This is a genomic window from Hephaestia sp. MAHUQ-44, assembly GCF_023806085.1.
Taxonomy (GTDB): Bacteria; Pseudomonadota; Alphaproteobacteria; order Sphingomonadales; family Sphingomonadaceae; genus Sphingomonas.
The window spans coordinates 212,650-237,297 of record NZ_JAMSLX010000005.1 but is presented as its reverse complement, the minus strand read 5'-3'; the positions used below and the strand labels follow the sequence as shown (position 1 = coordinate 237,297).

At 66.2% G+C, this 24,648-nt stretch carries 25 protein-coding genes and 1 tRNA gene; 16 read left to right on the top strand and 10 right to left on the bottom strand.

What is annotated here, in order from left to right:
- Nucleotides 1–6 precede the first annotated feature (6 nt).
- A complete protein-coding gene (locus tag NFE57_RS07895) occupies nucleotides 7–972 on the bottom strand; it encodes a helix-turn-helix transcriptional regulator (protein WP_252135026.1) in 966 nt (321 codons plus the stop codon).
- Between the two features lie 460 nt (nucleotides 973–1,432).
- Here NFE57_RS07895 and NFE57_RS07890 point away from each other — a divergent pair, with 460 nt between their 5' ends.
- The 7 genes from NFE57_RS07890 (at nucleotide 1,433) to NFE57_RS07860 (ending at nucleotide 6,493) form a co-directional block, all read left to right on the top strand.
- Nucleotides 1,433–2,173: a hypothetical protein gene (locus NFE57_RS07890; RefSeq protein ID WP_252135025.1), complete on the top strand. Its 741-nt coding sequence runs from the start codon at nucleotides 1,433–1,435 to the stop codon at nucleotides 2,171–2,173.
- On the top strand, nucleotides 2,166–3,461 hold the full coding sequence (locus NFE57_RS07885; RefSeq protein ID WP_252135024.1) for a lysozyme inhibitor LprI family protein: 1,296 nt from the start codon (nucleotides 2,166–2,168) through the stop codon (nucleotides 3,459–3,461). Before NFE57_RS07890 ends, NFE57_RS07885 begins: the two co-directional genes overlap by 8 nt.
- Before the next feature lie 132 nt (nucleotides 3,462–3,593).
- Nucleotides 3,594–4,139, top strand: coding sequence for an SHOCT domain-containing protein (locus tag NFE57_RS07880; RefSeq protein WP_252135023.1), 546 nt, complete (start codon nucleotides 3,594–3,596; stop codon nucleotides 4,137–4,139).
- A 42-nt stretch (nucleotides 4,140–4,181) separates the two neighbouring features.
- On the top strand, nucleotides 4,182–4,898 hold the full coding sequence (locus NFE57_RS07875; protein ID WP_252135022.1) for an SHOCT domain-containing protein: 717 nt from the start codon (nucleotides 4,182–4,184) through the stop codon (nucleotides 4,896–4,898).
- Nucleotides 4,899–5,025: 127 nt separating this feature from the next.
- Nucleotides 5,026–5,439 carry a hypothetical protein gene (locus NFE57_RS07870; RefSeq protein WP_252135021.1) on the top strand — a complete coding sequence of 138 codons (414 nt, stop codon included), beginning with the start codon at nucleotides 5,026–5,028 and terminating at the stop codon, nucleotides 5,437–5,439.
- The gene (locus NFE57_RS07865) at nucleotides 5,436–5,864 is read left to right on the top strand and encodes a hypothetical protein (protein ID WP_252135020.1); all 429 of its coding nucleotides are present in this window, start codon (nucleotides 5,436–5,438) and stop codon (nucleotides 5,862–5,864) included. The genes NFE57_RS07870 and NFE57_RS07865 overlap by 4 nt, the downstream gene beginning before the upstream one ends.
- Before the next feature lie 122 nt (nucleotides 5,865–5,986).
- A complete protein-coding gene (locus NFE57_RS07860; RefSeq protein ID WP_252135019.1) occupies nucleotides 5,987–6,493 on the top strand; it encodes a pyridoxamine 5'-phosphate oxidase family protein in 507 nt (168 codons plus the stop codon).
- A gap of 36 nt (nucleotides 6,494–6,529) precedes the next feature.
- Here the strand turns inward: NFE57_RS07860 and NFE57_RS07855 are convergent, their stop codons facing one another.
- The 9 genes from NFE57_RS07855 to NFE57_RS07815 all read right to left on the bottom strand — a co-directional run bounded on the left by NFE57_RS07855 (nucleotide 6,530) and on the right by NFE57_RS07815 (nucleotide 15,331).
- The gene (locus NFE57_RS07855; protein ID WP_252135018.1) at nucleotides 6,530–7,990 is read right to left on the bottom strand and encodes a UdgX family uracil-DNA binding protein; all 1,461 of its coding nucleotides are present in this window, start codon (nucleotides 7,988–7,990) and stop codon (nucleotides 6,530–6,532) included.
- A complete protein-coding gene (locus NFE57_RS07850) occupies nucleotides 7,987–9,216 on the bottom strand; it encodes a putative DNA modification/repair radical SAM protein (protein ID WP_252135017.1) in 1,230 nt (409 codons plus the stop codon). The genes NFE57_RS07855 and NFE57_RS07850 overlap by 4 nt, the downstream gene beginning before the upstream one ends.
- Before the next feature lie 82 nt (nucleotides 9,217–9,298).
- Nucleotides 9,299–9,375, bottom strand: a tRNA-Arg gene (locus NFE57_RS07845).
- Between the two features lie 47 nt (nucleotides 9,376–9,422).
- Complete coding sequence (nth, locus tag NFE57_RS07840) at nucleotides 9,423–10,067, bottom strand: endonuclease III (RefSeq protein ID WP_252135016.1); 645 nt, start codon at nucleotides 10,065–10,067, stop codon at nucleotides 9,423–9,425.
- On the bottom strand, nucleotides 10,064–10,792 hold the full coding sequence (gene dapB / locus NFE57_RS07835) for a 4-hydroxy-tetrahydrodipicolinate reductase (RefSeq protein WP_252135015.1): 729 nt from the start codon (nucleotides 10,790–10,792) through the stop codon (nucleotides 10,064–10,066). Before dapB ends, nth begins: the two co-directional genes overlap by 4 nt.
- 100 nt (nucleotides 10,793–10,892) lie before the next feature.
- Nucleotides 10,893–11,804 (bottom strand): 50S ribosomal protein L11 methyltransferase, encoded by a 912-nt coding sequence (locus NFE57_RS07830; protein WP_252135014.1) that lies wholly within the window; start codon nucleotides 11,802–11,804, stop codon nucleotides 10,893–10,895.
- On the bottom strand, nucleotides 11,794–12,495 hold the full coding sequence (locus NFE57_RS07825; RefSeq protein ID WP_252135013.1) for an SDR family NAD(P)-dependent oxidoreductase: 702 nt from the start codon (nucleotides 12,493–12,495) through the stop codon (nucleotides 11,794–11,796). Before NFE57_RS07825 ends, NFE57_RS07830 begins: the two co-directional genes overlap by 11 nt.
- 91 nt (nucleotides 12,496–12,586) lie before the next feature.
- Nucleotides 12,587–13,951 (bottom strand): methyl-accepting chemotaxis protein, encoded by a 1,365-nt coding sequence (locus NFE57_RS07820; protein ID WP_252135012.1) that lies wholly within the window; start codon nucleotides 13,949–13,951, stop codon nucleotides 12,587–12,589.
- A 21-nt stretch (nucleotides 13,952–13,972) separates the two neighbouring features.
- Nucleotides 13,973–15,331, bottom strand: a complete 1,359-nt coding sequence (locus NFE57_RS07815; protein ID WP_252135011.1) for a methyl-accepting chemotaxis protein — start codon at nucleotides 15,329–15,331, stop codon at nucleotides 13,973–13,975.
- A 191-nt stretch (nucleotides 15,332–15,522) separates the two neighbouring features.
- Between NFE57_RS07815 and sdhC the strand changes: the two genes are divergently transcribed.
- From sdhC to sucD, 9 genes are all read left to right on the top strand, one after another.
- Nucleotides 15,523–15,939: a succinate dehydrogenase, cytochrome b556 subunit gene (gene sdhC / locus NFE57_RS07810; protein WP_286207711.1), complete on the top strand. Its 417-nt coding sequence runs from the start codon at nucleotides 15,523–15,525 to the stop codon at nucleotides 15,937–15,939.
- Nucleotides 15,940–15,941: 2 nt separating this feature from the next.
- Nucleotides 15,942–16,328 carry a succinate dehydrogenase, hydrophobic membrane anchor protein gene (gene sdhD / locus NFE57_RS07805; protein ID WP_252135010.1) on the top strand — a complete coding sequence of 129 codons (387 nt, stop codon included), beginning with the start codon at nucleotides 15,942–15,944 and terminating at the stop codon, nucleotides 16,326–16,328.
- The gene (gene sdhA / locus NFE57_RS07800; RefSeq protein ID WP_252135009.1) at nucleotides 16,328–18,130 is read left to right on the top strand and encodes a succinate dehydrogenase flavoprotein subunit; all 1,803 of its coding nucleotides are present in this window, start codon (nucleotides 16,328–16,330) and stop codon (nucleotides 18,128–18,130) included. Before sdhD ends, sdhA begins: the two co-directional genes overlap by 1 nt.
- 42 nt (nucleotides 18,131–18,172) lie before the next feature.
- Nucleotides 18,173–18,955 carry a succinate dehydrogenase iron-sulfur subunit gene (locus NFE57_RS07795; RefSeq protein ID WP_252135008.1) on the top strand — a complete coding sequence of 261 codons (783 nt, stop codon included), beginning with the start codon at nucleotides 18,173–18,175 and terminating at the stop codon, nucleotides 18,953–18,955.
- Between the two features lie 79 nt (nucleotides 18,956–19,034).
- Nucleotides 19,035–19,487: a PaaI family thioesterase gene (locus tag NFE57_RS07790; RefSeq protein ID WP_252135007.1), complete on the top strand. Its 453-nt coding sequence runs from the start codon at nucleotides 19,035–19,037 to the stop codon at nucleotides 19,485–19,487.
- On the top strand, nucleotides 19,484–20,596 hold the full coding sequence (gene zapE / locus NFE57_RS07785; RefSeq protein ID WP_252135006.1) for a cell division protein ZapE: 1,113 nt from the start codon (nucleotides 19,484–19,486) through the stop codon (nucleotides 20,594–20,596). The genes NFE57_RS07790 and zapE overlap by 4 nt, the downstream gene beginning before the upstream one ends.
- Nucleotides 20,597–20,695: 99 nt before the next feature.
- A complete protein-coding gene (locus tag NFE57_RS07780; protein WP_252135005.1) occupies nucleotides 20,696–22,522 on the top strand; it encodes a glycoside hydrolase family 2 protein in 1,827 nt (608 codons plus the stop codon).
- 139 nt (nucleotides 22,523–22,661) lie between these two features.
- Nucleotides 22,662–23,624: a malate dehydrogenase gene (mdh, locus tag NFE57_RS07775; protein ID WP_252135004.1), complete on the top strand. Its 963-nt coding sequence runs from the start codon at nucleotides 22,662–22,664 to the stop codon at nucleotides 23,622–23,624.
- Nucleotides 23,625–23,759: 135 nt separating this feature from the next.
- Complete coding sequence (gene sucD, locus NFE57_RS07770; RefSeq protein ID WP_252135003.1) at nucleotides 23,760–24,644, top strand: succinate--CoA ligase subunit alpha; 885 nt, start codon at nucleotides 23,760–23,762, stop codon at nucleotides 24,642–24,644.
- The last annotated feature ends 4 nt before the right edge of the window (nucleotides 24,645–24,648 follow it).

Here is a 24,648-nt window from a genome sequence, read left to right as displayed (position 1 = left end):
TGGCGTTTAGGCGGCGCCCATTCCCCCGCGCAGATCCGATGGGGTCATCGCGAAGCGCTGGCGGAAGGTGCGGTTGAAATAGGACAGGTCGCCAAAGCCGCACGCATAGGCAATCGCCGCGATCGTCCGCGGCGCGGGGCCGGGATGCAGGATCAGGCGATGCGCGCGTTCGAGCCGCTGGCCGAGAATATACGCCGAAAAGCTGCTGCCCTCGTCCTGAAACAGACGGCGGACATAGCGCGGGCTGATCCCGGCCTTGGCCGCAACCGCGGTGATATTGAGCCGGGAGTCGCACAACCGCGCCGCGATGTCGGCCTTGATCGCGCGCCGCCGTGCGGCCTTTACGCCGGCTTCCTCTATCCCCGCGCCGTCGTCCTGGGCGGCGATGGCGCCGATCAGGTCGCGGATATGCCCGGCGGCGAGAGGTTCGGCGCCCTTCAGGGCTGCATCGCCGCGCATCCGCAGCATGTCGACATAGCCGTGGAGCAGCCCCAGCAGATCGCTTTGACGGGGGACAACGCGCATCGCCAGATCGTCGGCACCCGCATAGAGCGCGCGAAGGTCGTTGAGCGCGACGGCGATGTTGGTGAAGCGGTTTGGTCCATCGGACAGAATGCTGGAGACCTCGCCGCCGCGCAGGAAGATCGCATCGCCGGTCGCGAGCACCCGTTCCTGTCCGTTCTGGACGACCTCCACCGGCGCATCGGCGGTGATGAGATAGATCATTTCGGCGCTGTCCGCTGCAATCAGGCCGCGTGTCCGCGCGACCCGAACCGGCGACGCGAGCACCGAGGCATAGGCCGCGCCGGGCAGCGCGCATAAGGTGCCTTCGGCATGAAAGGGTGCATCCCCAACGGCTTCGATATCGAGCCGGGCCATCGCTTGCCCGAACACTTCGCGCCACATTGACAGACGGTCGCGCATCGGCACCGAGGCGGTGGACAATCGGTGCGATAGGTAAGCCGAGTTCATGCTCTTTTTCCGTTCTGTGCCGCGATGTCCGACGCGATAGTACGGTGTCGTTCCGGCACCCTATCGATCGAGTGCCGTCTGGTCCATCTCGCGTGCCGTCTGGTCCGAGACAGGCTTCCGCGCCCCGTGGCATCACCGCTGCAAAGGGGAGAGTCTCATGCGTCAGCGTCGATTGTTGTGCCCGATACCGGACAGCCCGGGGTGCGCGCTCGGCTTCTGATACGGGGACGGATGCGTCGCTAGCGACCCGACGATCCATCCGTCGACCGACACAGAGAGAACGGGCCACCCTGGCTTCCCTCCATCTCTGTCCGGTTGCCCCGTTCGGCCTGTCCATGTGCGCGAGACATCTCGTGAGGCATGGGCAGGCCGTTAATCACCATCGCGGCTGGAGACAGACAAGATGATTGTGCGATTCACGAACGATTGCAGGGTTTCAGCATCGGGCGCGTTGCTCGCCATGGCCACGGCGCTGTGGGCAGCGCCCGCCTTGGCACAGGACGATCAGCCACGCTGGTACGGCGTCGATGGCGCCGAACAGTCACGCCTCGTGTACGGCGTGCCCGACAGCGATGATACATCACTGGTGTTCATTTGCGACCGCCGCGCCGCGATCGTATCGGCCTATCTGGTCCACCCACCGGTGCGCGCGGCTACCGGGGCAAAATTGTCCGTCAGCTTGAGCGCCGGGCGCGCGACGGTAACCTTCCCGGCCCGTGTTCAGGCACAGGAAATGGACGATCTCCTGCACCTCAAGGGCCAGGTGACGCTCGATGCGCCGCTCGAAGCGATCCTGGCGTCGACGGGGCAATTGACCGTCAGCGTCGGCGGTGTCGCGGCCCGTTATCCGCTCGACGGGGTGGCCGCGGCCGCTGCGCCGTTGCTCGCATTGTGCGGCACCGCCGCGCGGGCCGCGCCCGCCGACGACCTGAAAGTGGCGGTGACCAACAAGACCCGCCGCCGCCTCGTGCAGCTTGCACTGCGCGACCTCGATTCCATCGAACTCGATTCGGACACGTTCGGTTATGGCGGGCTGGCGCCGGGGCGCCAGCGGACCATGACCATCCCCGGCGGCGCCGGGATCTGCGCCTATGAAATCTCGGTGCTTTTCGCAGAGAAAGAAGAGGATTGCTGCAGCGATCCGCTTCCGATCGCGATCCAGAATTTGTGCGACGATCCGCGGATCATCGTCCATGATTAGCAGGGCGGGCATGGGGTTGGGTGGTTTGCTGCTCGCGGTGTTTGCCATGGCCGGGGTGGGGGGCGTCTCGTCCGCCGCACCGCCACCGGCCACGGTCCCGGCCGGGTTCGATTGCGGCAAGGCCACACGCGCGATCGATCGCTTCATCTGCGCCGATGCGACGCTGCGCTGGCAGGATCTGGCGCTCTCGCGAACCTATCGCGCGGCGCGCGATGCGGCCTCGGGCCCCGCGCGCGCCGCGCTGCTGGCCACCCAGCGCGATTGGCTGGTCGAGCGCGACTGCCGCTGCGTCGGTGATCGGACCTTCGCCCAACTGACCGCACCTTCGGCCGGATTGCGCGAACCGGCCCGCCTCTGCCTGATGACCGTCTATCTCGATCGTCGTCGCGCATTGGTGGACGGGGTTGCCGCGCCGATTGCGACGCAGGCGGTGCGCGAGATCGACCTGCGGCCGATCGTCCGCGCGCGTCCCGAACTCGTCGCGGACGATCAGGTGCCGATCACGGCGATGCGGCTCGCGCCCGATGGCAAGCATGTCGCCATCCTGCTGCCCAGTCAGGACCTCGATCTGCCCGATCAATTGTGGCTGTACCGGGTCGCCGACGGCAAGCTGGTGCCGGCAACCCCGCGACCGCATCGAGGCGCGCCGCCTTATCCCGATGGCGCTGTCGCCGCGATCAAGGCGCTGGCGTGGCAGGGCGACACGATCTTCGTCCGCGTCGCTTTGTGGGGCGGAAGCGGCGATGGCGAGGAAGGCACGACCGCCATCTACAAGGCGTCGATCAAGGGTAGCCAGCGCGTGCGCGATCCGTCGGGTGCCCTCGACGGGCGCTTCCAACCTATCAGCACCGATCTGGCGGTGGATGACGAGGCGCTTGCCACCGACGATGCCGTCATCGAACCCGTGCAGGGCAATGACGCCTTTCTCGTCTGGGCGGCCGATCACGGCCACGCCACGATCGATCTCCACGTCCGCCCGCGCGCGCCGGGCGCTGTCTCCTATCTGGTCGGATGGGGCGGGTGGGAACTGGCGCATTTCGTGATCGACGATCCGCGCTCGCGGCTGGTCTATGCCGCCGATACCGGCGTCTCGTTGCTCGATATGGCGACGCGGGTGGAACGCCGCATCGCCGGTACCGCGCGGGGCGACCGCCCTTATGCCATGGCCGCCGATCGCGGGACGATTCTGTGGTCGACGCACAACCGCTGCGGCGATGAAACGCTGTCGGGGCCGGATATTGCGGCGCCCGAACGTTTCTGCATTGCCGCCATCGCCGACAACAGGTGATTCATGGGCTTTTTCGGAAATCTGATCGACGCGCTTGGCAAGCCAAACCTTGCCGATCCGGTGGAGGGTACAGCGCAGGTCGTATCGGCCAGCATGCCACCCCATAAGAGCGGCGGCGGCGGCATGTGCGTGATGCATCTCGTCGTCACGATTCCCGGCCAGCCCAGTGTGGCGGTCCGAAAGGCGAGCATCGTTCGCTTGGCCCAATGGCCGATGCCCGGCGTCGTGCTGCCGGTTCTCGCCGAACGCGACGATCCTCACAAATATGTGATCCTGTGGGATCGGGTCCCTTCGGGTTCGGAGCGCGGCGCCCAGCAGGCGGCGCAGGTCGCGAGCCGGCTCAATGGTGCTGATCAGCGGGCCGCGTCAACCGGTGCCGGCGCGCACGCGCCGCGATCTGGGGTTGTGTTCGGAATGCCGGCAAGCATCAGCGTCAACGGGCAGCCCGCAACGGACGAGGCGATTGTCGCTTTTGAAGCCATGACCGGGATCGACCTGAACGGCGACGGGATGGTCGGCGGGCGGGCGACGGCGAGCACCGGTGCGGACCCTGCAGACGATGCGGCAGCCACCGGTGCCGAGGACAGGCTTCGTCGGCTTCAATCGTTACGCGACGACGGTCTGGTTTCCGAAACCGAATATCAGGCCAAGCGCGCCGAGATATTGTCGGGTCTGTGACCGGCGCGATCCGATGAGCGGCAGGTCTGGGGGCGGCAGGCGATGAACGATGCGACGATCTTCACGCTGGCGATGTTCATCGCCGGCTGGCTGCCGTTTCTGATCATCCCGCTGGTCGTGGTGCTGATCGCGCGCGTGGTGCGACGCGGCGGGGGCGGCGGGGGTGCGCTTCACAGCCTGCCCCGGCCCGTCGCGCGGTTCGGATGTGCGATGCTGCTCGTGGTGCCGGTCTGCGCCTTCTGCGGACTGATGGTGGCGACCGCGGGCGGCGCGATCCATCCGCCGCTGGTGACGGTCGCTGCGCCCTATGTCTGCGACGGGACGGTCGAGGCCCTGTCGCACAATTATTCCTACAAACCGGGGCAGCAGGGCGTCGCGCGCGTCATCTTCTGCCTCGGTGCGGACGGTAGCTCGCGCGATATCACCTTGCGGACGATCGGCGCCGCGACCGTCTATTACACGTTGATCTTCCTGGCTGCGGCACTGGTGCTGATGGTTCTCCGCCGGCTGCTGAAGCCGCGCAGGGCCACCGGTGGGCACGTCGGCGCCGATGCGCGAACGGCGGATGCGCGCGGAAGCGCGCTTGCCGATCGGCTGCGCGTCGATGCCGATATCGTGCGCCGCCCCATGCGGACACCGGACCCGCGCCGGGGGCAGGTCGAGGAGCGGCTCCGCCACCTTGTGTCGCTGCGCGATGCCGGGCTGATCTCGGAGACCGAATATCAAGCCAGCCGGGCGGCGATATTGTCGGACCTATGACCGGAACCATGGGGCTCGCGGGGGAGGCGATGCAATGAGCACGTTTCGATTTCGTGTCGCGGCCAGGCCCCGCCCGCGCCGTTTGCGCAAGGAGCGTCGCGGGGTGGCGGGTCGTCGGTCGGGAGGCATGCTGGCGATCGCGGCCGCGATGGTTGTCGCGGCCTGTGCGAGCCATGAAGAGGCAGCGCGCGACACGCTGGCCAGGGCCGTCACGTGCCCGATCGAGCGGGTGACGGCGACGCAGATCGACGGCGTGCGCTGGAGCGAGGTGCGCAAGCGCGAACACCCGATCCCCGATCCACCCGCGGATATTCTCGCCGATCCGCAGCGTCTGGCGCTGTGGCAGGCGAAACATGCGCCTTATTCGGAAGGATTCGACTGGTATTATAAAGCCTTCCACGTCGCCGGATGCGGGCACGAGGCCGAATATCTCTGCCAATGCCCGATCGACGCTCCGGCCTGGCGACAATATGCCTGCCATTGTGAAACCGCGACCGTGCCGCTGGTGGCCGGGACGCGGCGGCCCGGCCCCGATCGATGACGGCGGGTGACAACAGCATTCTCTTGCGCGCGCTGATCGGGCCGGGAATCGTGATCGCAATCCTGGGCCTTGTCTGGTTGCAGGCCAGGCTGGAGGGGTTGCGCAGCGGGGACCTGTTGGCCAGTGCGCTGGGCTGGGGCTTGGTTGCCATGATGTTGGCCATCGCGGGTGGCGCGGTTTATCCGCCGATCGTGGCGATCGTTGCCCAGCCGTTCGTCTGCGGCAGCGGCATCGAGATCGTTTCGAACAGCTATTCCTACAAACCGGGCCAGCAGGGCGTTTCGCGCTTCTTGCTGTGCGCAGGCGAGGATGGTGCGGTGCGCGACGTCACGATCGTGTCGATCGTCGTTGCCACGCTGGTCTATACACTGGCGGGACTGGCGTTTTCGAGGTTGCGATCGTTGCTACGCAGGCTGCGTGGGTAAATGACCCGACGGGCACCGATCGGGGCCAGTGCGGTCGCTGCGTCGGGGACGCCATAGCGTATCCTGCGTGGAACGGCTCCCGCGCCCTTGACGTTGAAGAGGCCCCCCAAAGGAGATCCTCCATGAAGGAACGTCAACACGACAACCCTGCCACACCCGACGAGATCATCGATCGCGTGTGGGAATTGGCGGCCAAGATCGACATCTGCATGTTGACGACCTGGAATGGCGAACAGCAGCGCAGCCGGCCGATGTCGGCCCGGCCCAACCGCGACGAAAACGCCATCTACTTCCTCACCGACGTCAGCGGCGAGAAAAACGCCGAGCTCGAAGCGTTTCCCACCGTGTCTCTCGCCTGGGCCGATACCGGAAACTACCGTTTTGCGGTGGTTTCGGGTCGAGCCAAGGTGACCGATGATCGCGCCAAGATCACGGAACTGTGGTCGAAAATGGATAAGATGTGGTGGGAGGGCAAGGACGATCCGACGATCCGGCTTCTGACGGTCACGCCCGAACGCGGTGAGATTTGGGACAGCCCCGGCGCGCTGGTTTCGGGTGCAAAGATGTTGGTCGCGGCGGTGACCGGCGGTGCCCCTGAACTGGGAGATAATGCCGCCGTCAACATGTAAAGATCGGGTAGGGTTGGGGTCGTGATGGCCTCGGCCCTATGCCGAAATCGGACTATTCGGCAGACCGCTGCTGGACGCCCTGATCCGGGCAGCGCCAATATCCGCGACGAGGTCTCGGCGCAAGCGGTCACGCATGGCCGGATCGGTGGTGCGCAGAATGTAGGCGGGGTGCCATGTCATCAGTACCGGGCCACGATGCAGGCCGGTTTCGACGCCCCCGCGTCGCTCCGCGATAGGGCGCGCGTCGTTGGTCAACGCGAACGCCGCCGATGCCCCGAGCGCCAGCGTGATCTGCGGTTGGATAAAGGCCAGTTCCAGGCCGAGCCACCAGCGGCAATGCGCGATCTCATCGCGATCGGGCGTCCGGTGCAGCCGCCTTTTGCCGCGCGGCGTGAATTTGAAATGTTTGACCGCATTGGTGAGCCATGTTCGTTCGGGTGCCAGGCCGGCATCGCGCATCGCCGACCGAAGCAATTGTCCGGCGGGGCCGATGAAAGGGCGCCCCGCAAGGTCCTCCTGATCGCCTGCTTGTTCGCCGACGATCATGATCCGCGCGGTGGCATCGCCTTCGCCCCACACCGTTTGCGTCGCGGCTTCGCAGAGGCCGCAGCGCCGGCATTGCCGCGCGGCCCGTCGCGCTTGTTCGAGCGTTTCCGGTGTATCGGCCGCGATGGGCAAGGTCGCGCGATAGCGCGTCGAAACCGCGGCCGCGCCGGGGCGTGGCGCGCTGGCGCCGGCCGCGCGCATCCGCTCGACGCGTGCCTCGGCATCGGCCAGCATCGCGGGGATCAAGCGGGTCTCGGGCAGATTGTGCCAGTATTTCTTCGGCATTTCGGCGCGCATCGCCGCCAGCTTGACCCGCGCCGGATTGAAGATATTGGCGAAATAGGTGGCCCAGAGCGCTTCGGTCGCGTCGTCGGGCAAGTCGGGCCGTTCGCCCCCGGTGTCGAAGTCGAGCACGCCATCGGTAAAGCGCGCCGTCAGGGCAGGGGTGGCGATCAGCCAATCCATATCGGCGAAGCGCTCGACGAAAAACGCGGCGCCCGGCTCCAGCGTGTGATGCGCCGGCTCGAACCAGGCGCCGAAGCTGCGTCGGGGGCCAGCCGCGGGGAGTTCACGGAAACGGACGAACGCGTGCATCTTGTGGATGTCGCGCTTTACCGATGCGGCCATCAGCGCGAGCCTGCGGCCCAATGGGTCGGCGGGCGATAGCGGTGTGCCGTCATGTTGGTCGAGGCGCCACAGCGCCTGATAGAGCAGGGGGAAACGGTCCGGCGCCGAATGCCAGATCACCGCGCCTGCCAGCGCGATGAAGTCGGCCGGCACGCGGGCCGCGTGGCCCGCGGCCGGTTCGGGCAGCGCCGCGCTCGCGAACAGCGCGCCTTGCCCGTTCCAGTCGATATCGTCGGGCGCGATGCGGTGGCTGATCGCCTGCCGGGCTGCTGTACGCCAGGCGGCAAAGACGTCGCGTTGCGGCAGGGAGACGGCATATCTCATAGCAACGTCAATTGTTGCGGGGGCGGCGCGAAGCGCGCCCGAAGGTCGGTGCTGTCGATCAGGTGGCGCGGCGACCAATCGGCCAGGTGAATAAAGGCCTTCGCCTTTTTCATCGAGGCCCCCATGCGGATCAGATCGTCGAACCGCAACCGCGCATGGCGGCGTGCGCCGATGATCCGGTCAACGATACGCACGCCGAACCCCGGTACGCGCAGCAATTGCTCACGCGAGGCCCGATTGACGTCCAGCGGAAACTGGGCGCGATGCCGGAGCGCCCACGCCAGCTTGGGATCGAGATCGAGGTCGAGATGCCCCTGATGGGTGCCGGTCGCGATTTCCTCGGCCGAAAAGCCGTAGAAACGCATCAGCCAATCGGCCTGATAGAGCCGATGCTCTCGCAGCAGCGGCGGCATGATCAGGGGCAGCGCCGACGAGGCATCCGGAATCGGGCTGAAAGCGGAATAATAGACGCGCTTCAGCCGATAGCCGTTGTAAAGGCGCGTGGCGGTGTTGAGGATGGTCACATCGTCGGCCCCATCGGCGCCGACGATCATTTGGGTGCTCTGGCCGGCCGGGGCAAAGCGCGGCGGCGTGCGACCGGTATGGGTTCGATCCCCGGCGGCCTCATGCTCCAGCCGCACCTGCGCCATGGCCGCGCGAATGGTTTCGGGCCGCTTTTCGGGCGCGAGTTTGCGCACGCTTGCATCCTGCGGCAGTTCGACGTTGATCGACAGCCGATCGGCCCACCGCCCGGCTTCCCGGATCAATTCCGGTGCGGCATCCGGAATCGTCTTAAGGTGGATATAGCCTCTGAAGTCGTGCGTCTCGCGCAAGGTTTGCGCGATGCGCGCCATGTCCGCCATGGTCCGATCGGGGGATCGGATGATGCCCGAGGACAGGAACAGGCCCTCGATATAGTTCCGGCGATAGAATTCGAGGGTAAGCGACACCACGTCGTCGACGGAAAAGCGTGCCCGTTCGACATTGCTCGACACGCGGTTGATACAATAGGCGCAGTCGAAAATGCAGAAATTGGTCATCAGGATCTTGAGCAACGAGATGCAGCGGCCGTCGGGCGTATAGGCATGGCAGATGCCGGTCCCGCCCGATGAGCCGATACCGCCCGTGGTCGCATCGCGTTTTTTGCCACCGCTCGACGCGCAGGAAGCATCGTATTTTGCGGCATCCGACAGAATCGCCAACCGGTCACGCAGAGATTTTCTCATAACAATGTTCACTATATGTTCTTTTTGCGCTTTGCCACCCGCGTCGCGCGGCGCGCGCTCTCGATCGACGAATTTGCGAGATTGGCGCACCCGAGAGGATTCGAACCTCTGGCCTCTGCCTTCGGAGGGCAGCGCTCTATCCAGCTGAGCTACGGGTGCCGGCCGGGCACGCGCCTAGCAAAGCATCCACGCGGGCGCCAGCGCTTTCATGCGCCGGGCGGCGGGGTCTTGGGCTTGTAGGCGCACAGGTCGGCGACGGTGCATCGCCAGCACTCCGGTTTGCGTGCCTTGCAGACATAGCGGCCGTGCAAAATCAGCCAATGGTGCGCGTGCAGTCGGAAGGGCTGGGGGACGATTCGGTCGAGCTTCTTTTCGACCGCGAGCGGGGTCTTGCCCGGCGCGAGCCCGGTGCGGTTGGCGATGCGGAACAGATGCGTATCGACCGCGAAGGTTTCCGCCCCGAAGGCGACGTTCATCACCACGTTCGCGGTTTTGCGCCCCACCCCTGGAAGCGCCTCCAGCGCATCGCGGTCCGCCGGCACCTGCCCGTCATGGTCGGCGATCAGCGCCTTCGACAGCGCGATGACGTTTTTCGCCTTGGTGTTGAACAGCCCGATCGTCTTGATGTGCTGCTTGAGCGCGTCCTCGCCCAGCGCCACCATCTTTTCGGGCGTATCGACCACGGCGAACAGCCGCCGGGTCGCCTTGTTGACGCCTGCGTCGGTCGCCTGCGCGGACAGCACGACCGCGACGAGCAGCGTGTAATCATTGACCGATTCGAGTTCGGTTTCGGGGTGTGGATTATCCTCGGCCAGCCGCGCGAAGAACGAAACGACGTCCGCCTTCTTCATAGGCCGAGCACCTGCTGCATCGTGTAGCGCCCCGCGGGCTTGTCGGCGAGCCACAGCGCGGCACGCACCGCGCCGCGCGCAAAGATGTCGCGATTTTCGGCGCGGTGGCCGATCTCGATCCGCTCGCCGGGGGCGGCGAAGATCACCTGATGGTCGCCCGCGACCGACCCGCCGCGCAGGCTCGCGAAGCCGATCGTGCCCTCGCTGCGCTGGCCGACCAGCCCGCCGCGCCCGATGACGCTGACGTCGGTCAGCGTCTCGCCGCGCCCGCTCGCCGCCGCCTCGCCGAGCAGCAAGGCAGTGCCCGACGGCGCGTCGACCTTGTAGCGATGGTGCATCTCGACGATCTCGACATCCCAATCGGGGCCGAGCCGCGCTGCTGCCTCGCGCACCAGCGTCGCGAGCAAGGTCACGCCGAGCGAGGTATTGCCCGTCTGGAGCACGGCGATTTCGGTGGCGGCGGCGTCGATCAGCGCATGGTGCGTCTCGTTCAACCCGGTGGTGCCGACGACGATCGGGGTGCGCGCGGCGCGCGCGGCGACCAGATTGGCCTCCAGCGCGGCGGGGCTCGAAAAATCGACCAGGGCGTCGGCCGCTTCGGCGACCGGCCCCGGCGCGTCGCCAATGTCGGTGCCCCCGGCCAGCGTGAGGCCTTCGGTGGCGAGAAGGTCCGCGATCGCCCGGCCCATCCGCCCGGCGCTGCCGAAAATCCCGATGCTCGTCATCCGCCTGCTATCCTTTTATCCGATCTTCGTGCGACGCCATGCCAGATGCGCGGCTGCCGTGACAGCCCGTCGCGGCGCTTGTGCGTCCCGGCCGCGCGGTTCAGTCGCGCCGCTTGCGCAGCCGCAGGATCGCCCAGTCGCCCAGATCGAGTTGTTCGGCCAGCCGATACCCTTGCCGGCGATAGGCGCGCGCGACCGCCGCGGCCTGCGTCCGCAGCAGCCCGGCGAGCACCAATTGCCCGCGCGGTGTCGCGATCGCGGCGATGTCGGGGGCGAGATCGATCAGCGGCCCGGCGAGGATATTGGCGATGATCAGGTCATAAGAGGCGCGGCGCTGCACCAGTGCGTTGGCGGTGCCATCGGCGACGGCAAGCGCGAGCCTGCCCATGCCGAGCCCCAGCGGCACGCCGTTGACGTCGGCGTTTTCGGCCGTGACGTCGATCGCGATCGGATCGATATCGGTCGCGGTCGCATAAGCGCGCGGCCACAAATGCATCCCCGCAAAGGCGAGCAGCCCGGTGCCGGTGCCGAGGTCGATCAGATTGTCGACTCGCGTGCCGCGGCGGCGGATGCGGTCGAGCATGTTCAGGCAACCGGTGGTGGTCTCGTGATGCCCGGTGCCGAACGCCTGGCTGGCCTCGATCATATAGCGCCGCACGCCCGGCGCGTCGGCAATGTCGTGCGCCGAGGTGTGGACGACGAAGCGCCCCGCGCGCACCGGTTCCAGCCCCGATTGGCTCAGCGTCACCCAATCGGCGTCGGGTATCTTTTCGGGCGTCGCCTTGGTCGCGCCGGCGCTCGGCACCAGCGCGCGAACCGCGGCGATCGTCGCTTTGTCGGGTTTGCCTTCGAAATAGGCTTCGAGCCGCCAGCTCTCGGGATCGTCGAGCACGGCTTCGCTCGTCATCAGCACCGGCGGTGGGTCGAGCGCGGCGAGCGCGCCCAGATCGATTTCGATCGCTTCGGCCTCGGCGCGGGTGCACGGCAAGGTCAGCTTCCAGCTAGCGGACATAGCTTGCTCCATTGATGTCGATGACCGCGCCGGTCATCGATGCAGGGGCCTCGAGCGCGAGGTAATGGGCGGTATCGGCGATCTCGGCGGGCGCGGCAACGCGGCCGAGCGGGATGTCGGCGAGCAAGGCGTCGCCACCGCGGCTCTCCAGATAGTCGTCGGCCATCCCCGTCATCGTGAAGCCGGGGCAGATCGCGAAGGCGAGAATGCCGTCGCGGGCATAGCCCCGCGCGATCGTCTTGGTCATCGCGACCATACCGGCTTTCGACGCGGCATAATGCCAATGCGCGGGGCTGTCGCCGCGATAGGCGGCGCGGCTGGCGATGTTGACGATACGGCCGCCGTGGACCGCCTCCTGCCAGTGGCGTATTGCGAGCCGGCACAGTTCGGCCGCAGCGGTCAGGTTGATCCGCATCGTCCGCTCCCAGCCAGCGACCCAGTCCGTATGCGGCTGGTCGATCGGCGCGGCCTCGAAAATCCCGGCATTGTTGATCAGCACGTCGATCCGGCCATCGAGCGCGTCGAGCGCTTGCGCCCACAAGGTTTGCGGGGCGTCGGGATCGCTGAAATCGGCGGCGATGCCGCTGCGCGTGCCGTGGCCGATCAACCGCACGTCATCGCGCGCGCCAAGCGTCTCGGCGATCGCGGCGCCGATTCCACGGCTCGATCCGGTAAGGAGGATGTTGGGCATGGCCGCGGCTTAGCCGTTCCGTCACCCCAGCGAAAGCGGAGGCTCGCTCGTCATAATCCGATGCCTGTTTCCGGTCGCTGGAACGCGGCGGCTATGCCGCGACGCTGGTCGAAAAGCGGTCGGCGGCGGTGTTGAGGTTGCCCAGACGATCATCGACCTCGCCGAAATCGCGCTGGAGCGTGTCGATCTCGCTGGCGACGGTTTCGGTATCCTCGCGGATTGCGGCGATGGTGTTGGACATGGAATCGGCAGCGAGGGCGGTCTCGTCGACGGCGGCGGTGATCGCGGTGACGGTCTGCGCCTGCGTTTCCATGGCGGTGCGGATGCGGTCAGCCGATTCCTGGACCTCGGCGACGGTGTCGCGGATCGAGGCATTGGTCTCGACGGTCGAATGGGTGGCGGACTGGATCGCGGCGATCTTGGCGGCGATATCGTCGGTGGCGCGCGCGGTCTGGTTGGCGAGGCTCTTCACCTCTTGCGCGACAACCGCGAAGCCACGCCCGGCATCGCCCGCACGCGCCGCCTCGATGGTCGCGTTGAGCGCGAGCAGGTTGGTCTGCCCGGCAATGTCGCGGATCAGCCCGAGGATCGATTCGATCGACTTGGCATGGTCGGACAGCGTCTCGGACATGCCGACTGCTGCACCTGCCTGGCCCGAGGCGCGGGTCGCGATCTCGGCGGCGGCCTCGACCTCGTTGCGGGCGTCCTCGATCGCGCGGATCAACCCGGCGGCGGTTTGCGCCGCTTCGCGCATCGCGATCGCGGACTGTTCGGATGCGGCGGCGACTTCCGATGCCTTGCCCAGCATCCCGCGCACCGATGTCGCGGTGTTCTGCGCCTGCATCCGGGCGCGCGTGCCCAGTTCGGCGGTGGCCATCAGCGTGACGCCGATCGTGTCGCGAAATTCGGCGGATTGCGCGGCGCGTTCGCGGCGCGCGCGTTCCTGTTCGCGGCGGCCGTAATGTTCGGCCATCACCGCGGCCTCGACCATCGCCAGCCGCTGGATGACGTCGGTCAACCGGCACGCGTCGGCGACGCTCGGGCTCGATGCACGGATCAACTCGATGACGCGCGTGTGCCCCGCCGACAGCGCCGACAGATAGGCGTGCATCGGCACCCCCGCCTTGTGGCAGCGCGCCGCGTTGCGCAGCGCCATGCCGACCCATTCGGTGCTCAGCGGTTGCGCGTATTTCTGGCGAACATAAGCGGTCGAATCGGCGCGCTGGCGATCGTACGCGTCGGCCGACATCGTGCTGGCGCGCTGGGTGAGATCGGGATCGCTCAGGAACAGGCTCAGAAAGATATCGGCAATATCCTCGCAATGGTCGGCGATCAGCGCGCTGATCTCGCCGCTCGCCGCGGCAATCGCGCCGTCGCGATCATAAGCGTGCAGCCGTTTGCGGATGGCCTCGACCGCCGCTGCCCGCTGAACCTGTATCTGGTTCGCCTCATCCATTCCCGTTTACTCCTTACGCGCTCAGGCGGCGACCTTGGCGACGAAATCGCCCGTGCTGTGTTTGAGGTTCCCGAGCCGCTCGTCGAGCGCATCGAAGCCGTGGCCGACATTGTCGATCTCGCTGGCGACGGTTTCGGTATCCTCGCGGATGGCGGCGATTGTGTTGGACATGGAATCGGCAGCGAGGGCGGTCTCGTCGACGGCGGCGGTGATCGCGGTGACGGTCTGCGCCTGCGTTTCCATGGCGGTGCGGATGCGGTCAGCCGATTCCTGGACCTCGGCGACGGTGTCGCGGATCGAGGCATTGGTCTCGACGGTCGAATGGGTGGCGGACTGGATCGCGGCGATCTTGGCGGCGATATCGTCGGTCGCGCGCGCGGTCTGGTTGGCGAGGCTCTTCACCTCTTGCGCGACAACCGCGAAGCCACGCCCGGCATCGCCCGCACGCGCCGCCTCGATGGTCGCGTTGAGCGCGAGCAGGTTGGTCTGCCCGGCAATGTCGCGGATCAGCCCGAGGATCGATTCGATCGACTTGGCATGGTCGGACAGCGTCTCGGACATGCCGACTGCTGCACCTGCCTGGCCCGAGGCGCGGGTCGCGATCTCGGCGGCGGCTTCGACCTCGTTGCGGGCGTCCTCGATCGCGCGGATCAGCCCGGCGGCGGTTTGCGCCGCTTCGCGCATCGCCACCGCCGATTGCTCGGCGGCCGCCGCGACTTCGGAGGCCTTGCCCAGCATCCCGCGTGCGACCACCGAGGCGCGGCCGCGCTGCTCACGCAGCACCTCGCCTTCGGTCAGCGCGTTGTCGACCATGGTGACGATGCCGTCACGGAATTCGGCGGTAAGGCGATCACGGCCGTTCTGCGCGCTATGCTCGCGATAGGCGTTGTAGAGCGCGACGGTGACTTCGCCCTCGAGCGCGGAGAGCCGCATCACCGTATCGATCAGCGTCGGCAGCCGGGGATCGCTGCGATCGACGCGGCGCATCAGCGAATCGAGCACGGCGCGATCGCTGGCGTTGATCATCGACAGCAGCGCCATCGGCGATACGTCCGCGCCATAGGCGGCCGCCACCGATCGTTCGACCGACTCGATCCAGGCGCGCCCATAGGTGTCGAGGCACCGGTGTTTGAGAAAGACGACGCCGAGATCCACCATTTTCTCGGTTTCGTGCGGCGCCCACACGCGATCATCGGCGAAGCAGCGCAGCCATTGCTGCCAATAAGCGTCGGAAATCGTGCGGATGTCGGGTTCGATCAACGCCCACACCTGCTTGCCCGCCGCGGCCAGCGAGCCATCATAATCGAACACCCTCAATCGCGCGGCCAGATCGATCCTGGCGGCAAGCGTTCCGGGGGCCGGGAGATTGCTTTTATCCACGCGCGAGGTCTCCGAAGAATCAGATATCCCGCCTGGTGGCGGGGTGCTTCGGCAGGTTTAGGGCGATTTGGTTAAGGCAGGGTTAGGGTGTGGGGCCATGCGCGGGCCAGCCGGACAATCGCGCTCGCGGGTTGCATCGGCGACCGCGAAGACTAATACGGCGCCATCTATCGAACGAGGGGACCAGGGTCTTGGCCACGCAGCTTGAGCGAACGCGCCCGTTATCACCGCATTTGCAGATCTGGAAATGGGGGCCGCATATGCTGGTCTCGATCCTGCATCGCGCGACGGGTGACGGGATGGCGCTGGTGGGCACCTGCCTGTTCGTCTGGTGGCTCGCCGCGCTGGCGGCCGGGGCCAAGGCCTATGCGATCTTTGTCGATACGTTCACTTATGCCGACGGCAGCCTCAACGCGCTCGGCTATATCTTCGGAATCGGGCTGAGCTGGGCGTTCTTCCAGCACATGGCGAGCGGTATCCGCCACCTCGTGCTCGATACCGGCGCGGGGTTCGAACTGCGCACCAATCGCCGGTATGCGTTGCTGACGATGGTGTTCGCCGCGCTCACGACGATCGCCTTCTGGGCATATCTGCTGGTGGGGAAGTAAGCATGGGCGACGGAACGCCGATCGGCCGCGTGCGCGGTCTGGGCAGCGCCAAGCAGGGCACGCATCATTGGTGGCACCAGCGGCTGACCGCGGGCGGCAATCTGCTGCTCGTCCTCTGGTTCATCTTCTCGATCGCGCGGATGCCCGCTTATGATCATGCGACGGTCACCGAGTGGATGACGTCGCCGTTGGTGGCGGTCCCGCTCGTGCTGCTTGTCGCGTCGGTCTTCTATCATTTCCGTCTCGGGCTTCAGGTGCTGATCGAGGATTATCAGCACGGCCCCGGCCGGATCGCGTCGATCGTCCTGCTCAACCTGTTCACCCTGGTGGCGGCTGCGATCGCCATCGTCTCGATCCTCAAGATCGCCTTCACCGGAGCGCCAGCCTGATGCCCGCCGCCTATAAGATCATCGATCATACCTACGATGCCGTGGTGGTCGGCGCCGGTGGTTCGGGGCTGCGCGCGACGATGGAATGCGCGCAGAACGGCCTCAAGACCGCGTGCATCACTAAGGTGTTCCCGACGCGCAGCCATACCGTGGCGGCGCAGGGCGGGATCGCGGCCAGCCTCGGCAACATGGGCCCCGATCACTGGACCTGGCACATGTACGATACCGTCAAGGGATCGGACTGGCTGGGCGATCAGGACGCGATCGAATATCTCTGCCGCGAGGCACCCGCGGCGGTCTATGAACTCGAGCACGCCGGCGTGCCGTTCAGCCGCACCGAAGAGGGCACGATCTATCAGCGCCCGTTCGGCGGCATGATGCAGAACATGGGCGAAGGCCCGCCCGCGCAGCGCACCTGCGCCGCGGCCGACCGCACCGGTCATGCGATGCTCCATGCGCTCTACCAGCAGAGCCTGAAGTACGACGCCGATTTTTACGTCGAATATTTCGCGCTCGATCTGATCATGGAAGACGGCGCGTGCCGCGGCGTGATCGCTTTGTGCCTTGAGGACGGGTCGATCCACCGCTTCCGCGCGCATTCGGTGGTGCTCGCGACCGGCGGCTACGGGCGTTGCTATTTCTCGGCGACCTCGGCGCATACCTGCACCGGCGATGGCGGCGGCATGGTGCTGCGCGCCGGGCTTCCGCTCCAGGACATGGAATTCGTCCAGTTCCACCCGACCGGCATTTACGGCGCGGGCGTGCTGATCACCGAAGGCGCGCGCGGCGAGGGCGGCTACCTCACCAATTCCGAGGGCGAGCGCTTCATGGAACGCTATGCCCCCTCGGCCAAGGACCTTGCCAGCCGCGACGTCGTGTCGCGCGCGATGGCGATGGAAATCCGCGAGGGCCGTGGTGTCGGCAAGGACAAGGATCACATCTTCCTGCACCTCGATCACATCGACCCCAAGGTGCTCCACGAACGCCTGCCCGGCATCACCGAGACGGGCAAGGTTTTCGCCGGCGTCGATCTGACGCGCCAGCCGCTGCCGGTCACGCCGACGGTGCATTACAATATGGGCGGCATCCCGACCAATTATCACGGTGAAGTCGTCCATCTGAAGGATGGCGATGCTGATGCGGTCGTCCCCGGCCTGTTCGCGGTGGGCGAGGCGGCGTGCGTCTCGGTCCACGGCGCCAACCGGCTCGGCTCGAACTCGCTGATCGATCTCGTGGTGTTCGGCCGCGCGACCGGCAAGCGTATCGCCGAGATCGTCAAGCCCAACACCCCGCACGCGCCGCTGCCCGAGGGATCGGAGAGGCTGGCGCTCGACCGGCTCGATCATTTCCGCAATGCGAACGGCACATCGCCGACCGCGGAAATCCGCGTCGAGATGCAAAAGACGATGCAGCGCCACGCGGCGGTGTTCCGCAACGATGAACTGCTCGGCGAGGGCGTCACCGAAATCGCCAAGGTCTATCAGCGGATGCAGGACGTGCACGTCACCGATCGCAGCCTGATCTGGAACACCGATCTGGTCGAGACGCTCGAACTCGACAATCTGATCGCACAGGCGGTGGCGACGATGAATTCGGCCGCCAACCGCAAGGAAAGCCGCGGCGCACACGTCAACGAGGATTATCCCGATCGCGACGACGCGCACTGGATGAAGCACACGATCATCACCTTCGATGGCTGGGGCGGCAAGGGCGGTGCGACCAGCATCGATTACCGGCCGGTCCACGATTACACGCTCACCGACGACGTCGCGTATATCGAGCCGAAGAAGCGGGTCTATTGATGCGCGCGGGCGCACTTTTTCTTATTTCACGGGAAATCTGACATGGCCAAGTTCACTCTGCCCAAGAACAGCGTCATCAAGAAGGGCAAGGAGCACAAGGCGAGCGGCGATGCGGCGCGCGTCAAGCGCTTCAAAATCTATCGCTACGATCCCGACACCGCCGAAAATCCGCGCTACGATATTTTCGAGATCGATCTCGACGATTGCGGGCCGATGGTTCTCGACGCGCTGATCAAGATCAAGGCCGATCAGGATGCGTCGCTGACCTTCCGCCGGTCGTGCCGCGAGGGGATTTGCGGATCGTGTTCGATGAACATGGACGGCAAGAACGGGCTCGCCTGCACGACTGCGATCGAGGATTTCAAGGGTGAGATCCGCATCACGCCGCTGCCCGCGATGGACGTGATCAAGGATCTGGTCCCCGATTTCACGCATTTCTACGCGCAATATGCCTCGATCCAGCCGTGGTTGCAGACGGTGACGCCGCCGCCCTCGGGCAAGGAGCGGCTCCAGACGCCCGCGCAACGCGAACAACTCGACGGGCTGTACGAATGCATCCTGTGCGCGTGCTGCTCGACCTCATGCCCCAGCTATTGGTGGAACCAGGACAAGTTCCTGGGCCCGGCGATCCTGCTCCAGGCGTATCGCTGGCTTGCCGACAGCCGCGACGAGATGACCGGCGAGCGGCTCGACGCGCTTGAGGATCCGTTCCGCCTCTATCGCTGCCACACGATCATGAATTGCGCGAACGTCTGCCCCAAGGGCCTCAATCCCGCCAAGGCGATCGCCGAGATCAAGAAGATGGAAGCCGAGCGGGTTCTGTAATTCAACCGTTCGCGTCGAGCGGTGTCGAGAAGCGACTCTAACCGTATCTCGGCGTCGCTCGATACGGACGGGGGCTTGAGTGTCCGATAATTCGCCTTCCTTCTTGCAGCAGGAATCGCCCGACCATCCTGGCTGGGTGACGTGGGAATTGTCCGACCCCACCCGCTTCAACAGCCTGCTCGGCCCGCTCCTGCTCAGGGTGGAAGGCGATGTCGCGCGCGTGCAGATGACGCCGCGCCACGAACATTCGAATCTTCAGGACAACCTCCACGGCGGCGCGCTGCTCGCGTTTATCGACATCGCCTTGTTCGCCGCCTCGCGCGGGTTCGGGGTGATCGAGGCAGGCACCGCGGTGACGCTCGATCTCGCGGTCCAGTTCATCGGCGCGGGCAAGGTCGGCGCGCCGCTCGAAGCGCGGGTCGAATTGCTGCGTGAAACCGGGCGGCTGCTGTTCCTGCGCGGGCTCGTGGTGCAGGGCGACGGCACGGTCGCGAGCTTTTCGGGCACGATCAGAAAGCCGACGCGGCGATGACCACCGTCCTCGCGCGTTACGAAGCGCTCGTCGCTGCGGGCGAATTGCGCCCCGATGCCGAACAGGCCGCCGCTGCCAGCCGGCTCGATGCGCTCGCCGCCGAGCTGGAGGCGAGCCCGCGCAGGGGCAGCGTCTTGTGGCGCGCGCTCGGCCGCCGGCCCGAGGCGCCGAAAGGGGTCTATCTGTGGGGCGGGGTAGGGCGCGGCAAATCGATGCTGATGGACCTGTTCTTCGGCTGCCTGACGATCCAGCGCAAACGCCGCGTCCATTTCCACGAATTCATGCTCGAGGTGCATGCCCGCCTTGCCGAGGAGCGCAAGAAAGAGGCGGGCGATCCGATCGCCCCGGTCGCCGCGGCGATGACCGAGGATGCGCGCGTGCTCGCCTTCGACGAAATGGTGGTCACCAATTCGGCCGATGCGATGATCCTGTCGCGGCTGTTCGCGGCGATGTGGGAACGCGGCATGACGATCGTCGCGACCTCGAATCGTCCACCGCGCGATCTCTACAAGAACGGACTCAACCGCGAGCATTTCCTGCCCTTCATCGCCTTGCTCGAAACCAGGGCCGATGTGCTGCCGCTCAACGGCCCGGTCGATTACCGGCTCGATCGGCTGGGCCGGATCGACACCTGGCTCGTCCCCAACGGGCCCGAGGCGACGCAGGCGCTGTCGGCCGCCTTCTTCCGGCTGACCGACTATCCGGTCGAGGATCGTGCGCATGTGCCGACCGAGGATATTCCGGTCTCCGGCGGCCGCACCTTGCACGTCCCCAAAAGCCTGAAGGGGGTCGCGGTGTTCTCGTTCAAGCGGCTGTGCGGCGAGGCGCGCGGGGCCGCCGATTATCTCGCGATCGCGCGGCGTTTCCACACCGTCATCCTCGTCGGCATCCCCCGGATGGGGCCGGAAAGCCGCAACGAAGCCGCGCGCTTCGTGACGCTGATCGACGCGCTGTACGAACATAAGGTGAAGCTGCTCGCTGCCGCCGATGCCGAGCCCGCCGCGCTCTACACCGCGGGCGACGGCGCATTCGAATTCGAGCGCACCGTCTCGCGGCTCGAGGAGATGCGCTCCGAAGACTATCTCGCGCAGGGCCACGGCGTCGGTTGAGGCTGGACGCGGCCGCCGTCGCCGCATAGCGTTCGGGATAACGACAAGGAGGGGCCGATGCGCGCATCGATGCAGCGATTTTTGTTAGCGCTAACGTTTATGCTGGCGCCGGCATTGGCGCAGGCGCAGCCGGTCGCACCGGTTCATCCCGTGCTCGCCAGCGGCGACCTGCGGACCAGCCTCGACCTCTCGGGCCAGTGGCATTATTCGATCGATCCGTATCGCGACGGCATGGCGGGGTTCCACGGCGGCGATCCGGGGCTCGGCCACCGCCGCTACGACACCATTGATGTCGCCGCCGCGATGCGCGGCGATCCCGCCGCGCTCTACGAATATGATATGGCGCGTACGCCCACCGCGACGCTGCCGTCCTCGTGGCTGACCCACGACGCGACGATGCGCCATTATCGCGGGCTGGTCTGGTATCAGCGCAGCTTCACCGCCGATCCCAAACCCGGCGAGCGCCAGTTCCTCCGTTTCGGCGCGGTCAATTATCGCGCGCGCATCTACCTCAACGGTAAAAGCGTCGGCGCGCATGAGGGCGGGTTCACGACCTTCGCCTTCGAGGTGACGGGGCTGCTCCAGTCGGGCGAAAACCAGATCACCATCGGCGTCGATTCGGAACGCAGCGACACCGATCTGCCGCCGCCGGTCACCGATTGGGAAACCTATGGCGGCATCACCCGCGCGATCACGCTGGTGACGACGCCCGCCACCTATGTCGACGATGCCTGGGTACGGTTGACCCGCGACGGGCGGATCGCGGTCGATGTGGCGGTTGACGGCAAAGGCGCCGCCGGCCGCGCGTTGGTGCTGGCGATCCCCGCGCTCGGCCTCACGCTTGAGGGCAAGGCCGACGCCGCCGGGCATTGGGCGGCAAGCGTGCCCATGCCCAGTGCGCTCGAACGCTGGTCGCCTGATACGCCGCGGCTCTACGATGTCACGATCAGCGCGGGCGATGATGTCTGGAAAGATCGGATCGGATTCCGCACGATCGCGGTCGAGGGCGATCGGATCCTGCTCAACGGCAAGCCGATCTATCTTGCGGGCATCGCGCTCCATGAGGAGGAATTCGGTGCCAACCCCGCGCGCACGATCACCCCGCCGGCGGCACGCGCGCTCCTCACCGAGATCAAGCAGGGGCTCCACGGCAATTACGTCCGCCTCGCGCATTATCCGCATTCGGAGGTGATGACGCGGATGGCCGACGAACTCGGGCTGCTTGTGTGGAGCGAAATCCCGATCTACTGGCGCGTCGCGTTCGATAATCCGCAGACGCTGGCCACCGCGCGTCACATGCTCGCCGAGGAAATCTTGCGCGATCGCAACCGCGCCGCGATCGTGATCTGGAGCGTCGGCAACGAAACCCCCGTCAGCGCCGCGCGCAATGCCTTCCTCACCACGCTCGCCAACGACGCGCACACGCTCGACGATAGCCGTCTGGTCTCGGCAGCATTGCTCGTCGGGCGGAAGGAAGAGAGCGGGCGAAGCGTGTTCACCATCGACGATCCGCTGATTCCGGCGCTCGATGTGATGGCGGTCAACGCCTATAACGGCTGGTACACGCCCGATAAATTGAGTGATCTGGCAGCATTCGTGTGGCGCTCGCCGTACAAGAAACCGCTCGTCCTGTCGGAATTCGGCGCGGGCGCACTCGCGGGTGAGCATGATGCGACCGGCACGCACAAATTCTCCGAGGAATTTCAGGCCGATTATTACCGCGCGACGCTCGACATGGCGTCCAGAATCCCCTTTCTGCGTGGCATGTCGCCGTGGATTTTCAAAGACTTCCGGTCCCCGCGGCGGCAGCATCCGGTCTATCAGCAGGGGTGGAATCGCAAGGGGTTGGTGTCGGAAACCGGCGTGCGCAAACAGGCCTTCGCCGTGCTGGCCGATTATTATGCGCATCGCTTGGCAGGCGATTGATTATCGCTATTGCGAATGATGTGCAATATGAACCTGTCGGAACCCGCTTTAGAGGTTGCCCCAGCGCAGCAAAACGCCTAAGTCGCGCTCGATTTCGCGCGGGCTAAAGGTGTGCCGGCGCACTGCCCGGAGGAGATTTATGGCTCGCAAGAAGATCGCGCTGATCGGCGCCGGCATGATCGGCGGCACGCTCGCCCACCTCGCCGCGATGAAGGAATTGGGCGACATCGTCCTGTTCGACATTGCCGATGGTGTCCCCCAGGGCAAGGCGCTCGATCTCGCGCAAGCGGGGCCGCCCGAGGGTTTCGACGCCCGGCTCAAGGGCACCAACGATTATGCCGACATCGCCGATGCCGACGTGTGCATCGTCACCGCCGGTGTCCCGCGCAAGCCCGGCATGAGCCGCGACGACCTGCTCGGCATCAATTTGAAGGTGATGAAGTCGGTCGGCGAGGGCATCAAGGCCCACGCACCGAACGCGTTCGTCATCTGCATCACCAATCCGCTCGATGCGATGGTATGGGCATTGCGCGAGTTCTCGGGCGTGCCGCACGACAAGATCGTCGGCATGGCGGGCGTGCTCGATAGCGCGCGCTTCCGCCATTTCCTCGCCGAGGAATTCGACGTGTCGGTCGAGGATGTCACCGCCTTCGTACTCGGCGGCCATGGCGACACGATGGTGCCGGTGGTCGAATATTCGACCGTCGCGGGCATCCCCGTTCCCGATCTCATCAAGATGGGCTGGTCGACCCAGGAAAAGATCGACGCGATCGTCCAGCGCACGCGCTCGGGCGGCGGCGAGATCGTCGGCCTCTTGAAGACCGGCAGCGCCTTCTACGCGCCGGCGACCAGCGCGATCGTGATGGCCGAGAGCTATCTCAAGGACAAGAAGCGGTTGCTGCCGTGCGCGGCGCATCTCGACGGTCAGTACGGCGTCGACGATCTCTATGTCGGCGTGCCGGTGGTGATCGGTGCGGGCGGCGTCGAGCGCGTGGTCGAGATCGAGCTGAAGGGCGACGCCAGGATCGGCTTCGACAAGTCGGTCGCCGCGGTCAAGGAACTGCTGGTCGCCTGCAAGGGTATCGACTCAAGCCTGAACTGAGGAACTGGGCCAGGGCAGGTCCTCGGCGCAGGCCGGGGGCCGCCATGGTGAGTGCGCGGCGGCGGCACCCCGCACTCGGGCCGATAGCAAGCCTGCCGAGGCGTGCCCCGCCGGGGTGGTAGAATTGGAGAACCGATGAGCATTCTCGTCAACAAGAACACCAAGGTCATCACCCAGGGCATGACCGGGGAGACCGGGAGCTTCCACACCCAGGCCGCGCTCGATTACGGCACGCAGATGGTCGGCGGCGTCACGCCGGGCAAGGGCGGGCAGCAGCATCTCGGGCTGCCGGTGTTCGATACCGTCGCCGAGGCGCGCGAAAAGACCGGCGCCGATGCCAGCGTGATCTACGTGCCGCCGCCCTTCGCCGCCGATTCGATCCTCGAGGCGATCGACGCCGAGGTGCCGCTGATCGTGTGCATCACGGAAGGCATTCCGGTGCTCGACATGGTCAAGGTCAAGCGCGCGCTGTCGGGCTCGAAATCGCGGCTGATCGGCCCGAACTGCCCGGGCGTGCTGACGCCGGGCGAGTGCAAGATCGGCATCATGCCGGGGTCGATCTTCTCGAAGGGCTCGGTCGGCGTGGTCTCGCGGTCGGGCACGCTCACCTATGAGGCGGTGTTCCAGACCACCAATGCCGGACTGGGTCAGACGACCGCGGTCGGCATCGGCGGCGATCCCGTCAACGGCACCAATTTCATCGACGTGCTCGAGTTGTTCCTTGCCGATGAGGCGACCCAGTCGATCATCATGATCGGCGAGATCGGCGGTTCGGCCGAAGAAGAAGCGGCGCAGTTCCTCCGCGACGAAGCCAGGCGCGGCCGCAGCAAGCCGATGGCGGGCTTCATCGCGGGGCGCACCGCGCCGCCGGGGCGGCGGATGGGCCATGCCGGGGCGATCGTCTCGGGCGGCCAGGGCGGCGCCGACGACAAGATCGCGGCGATGGAGGCGGCCGGGATCAAGGTCGCCGACAGCCCCAGCGAGCTGGGGTCGACGCTGGTCGAGGTATTGCAGCGATAAAGTG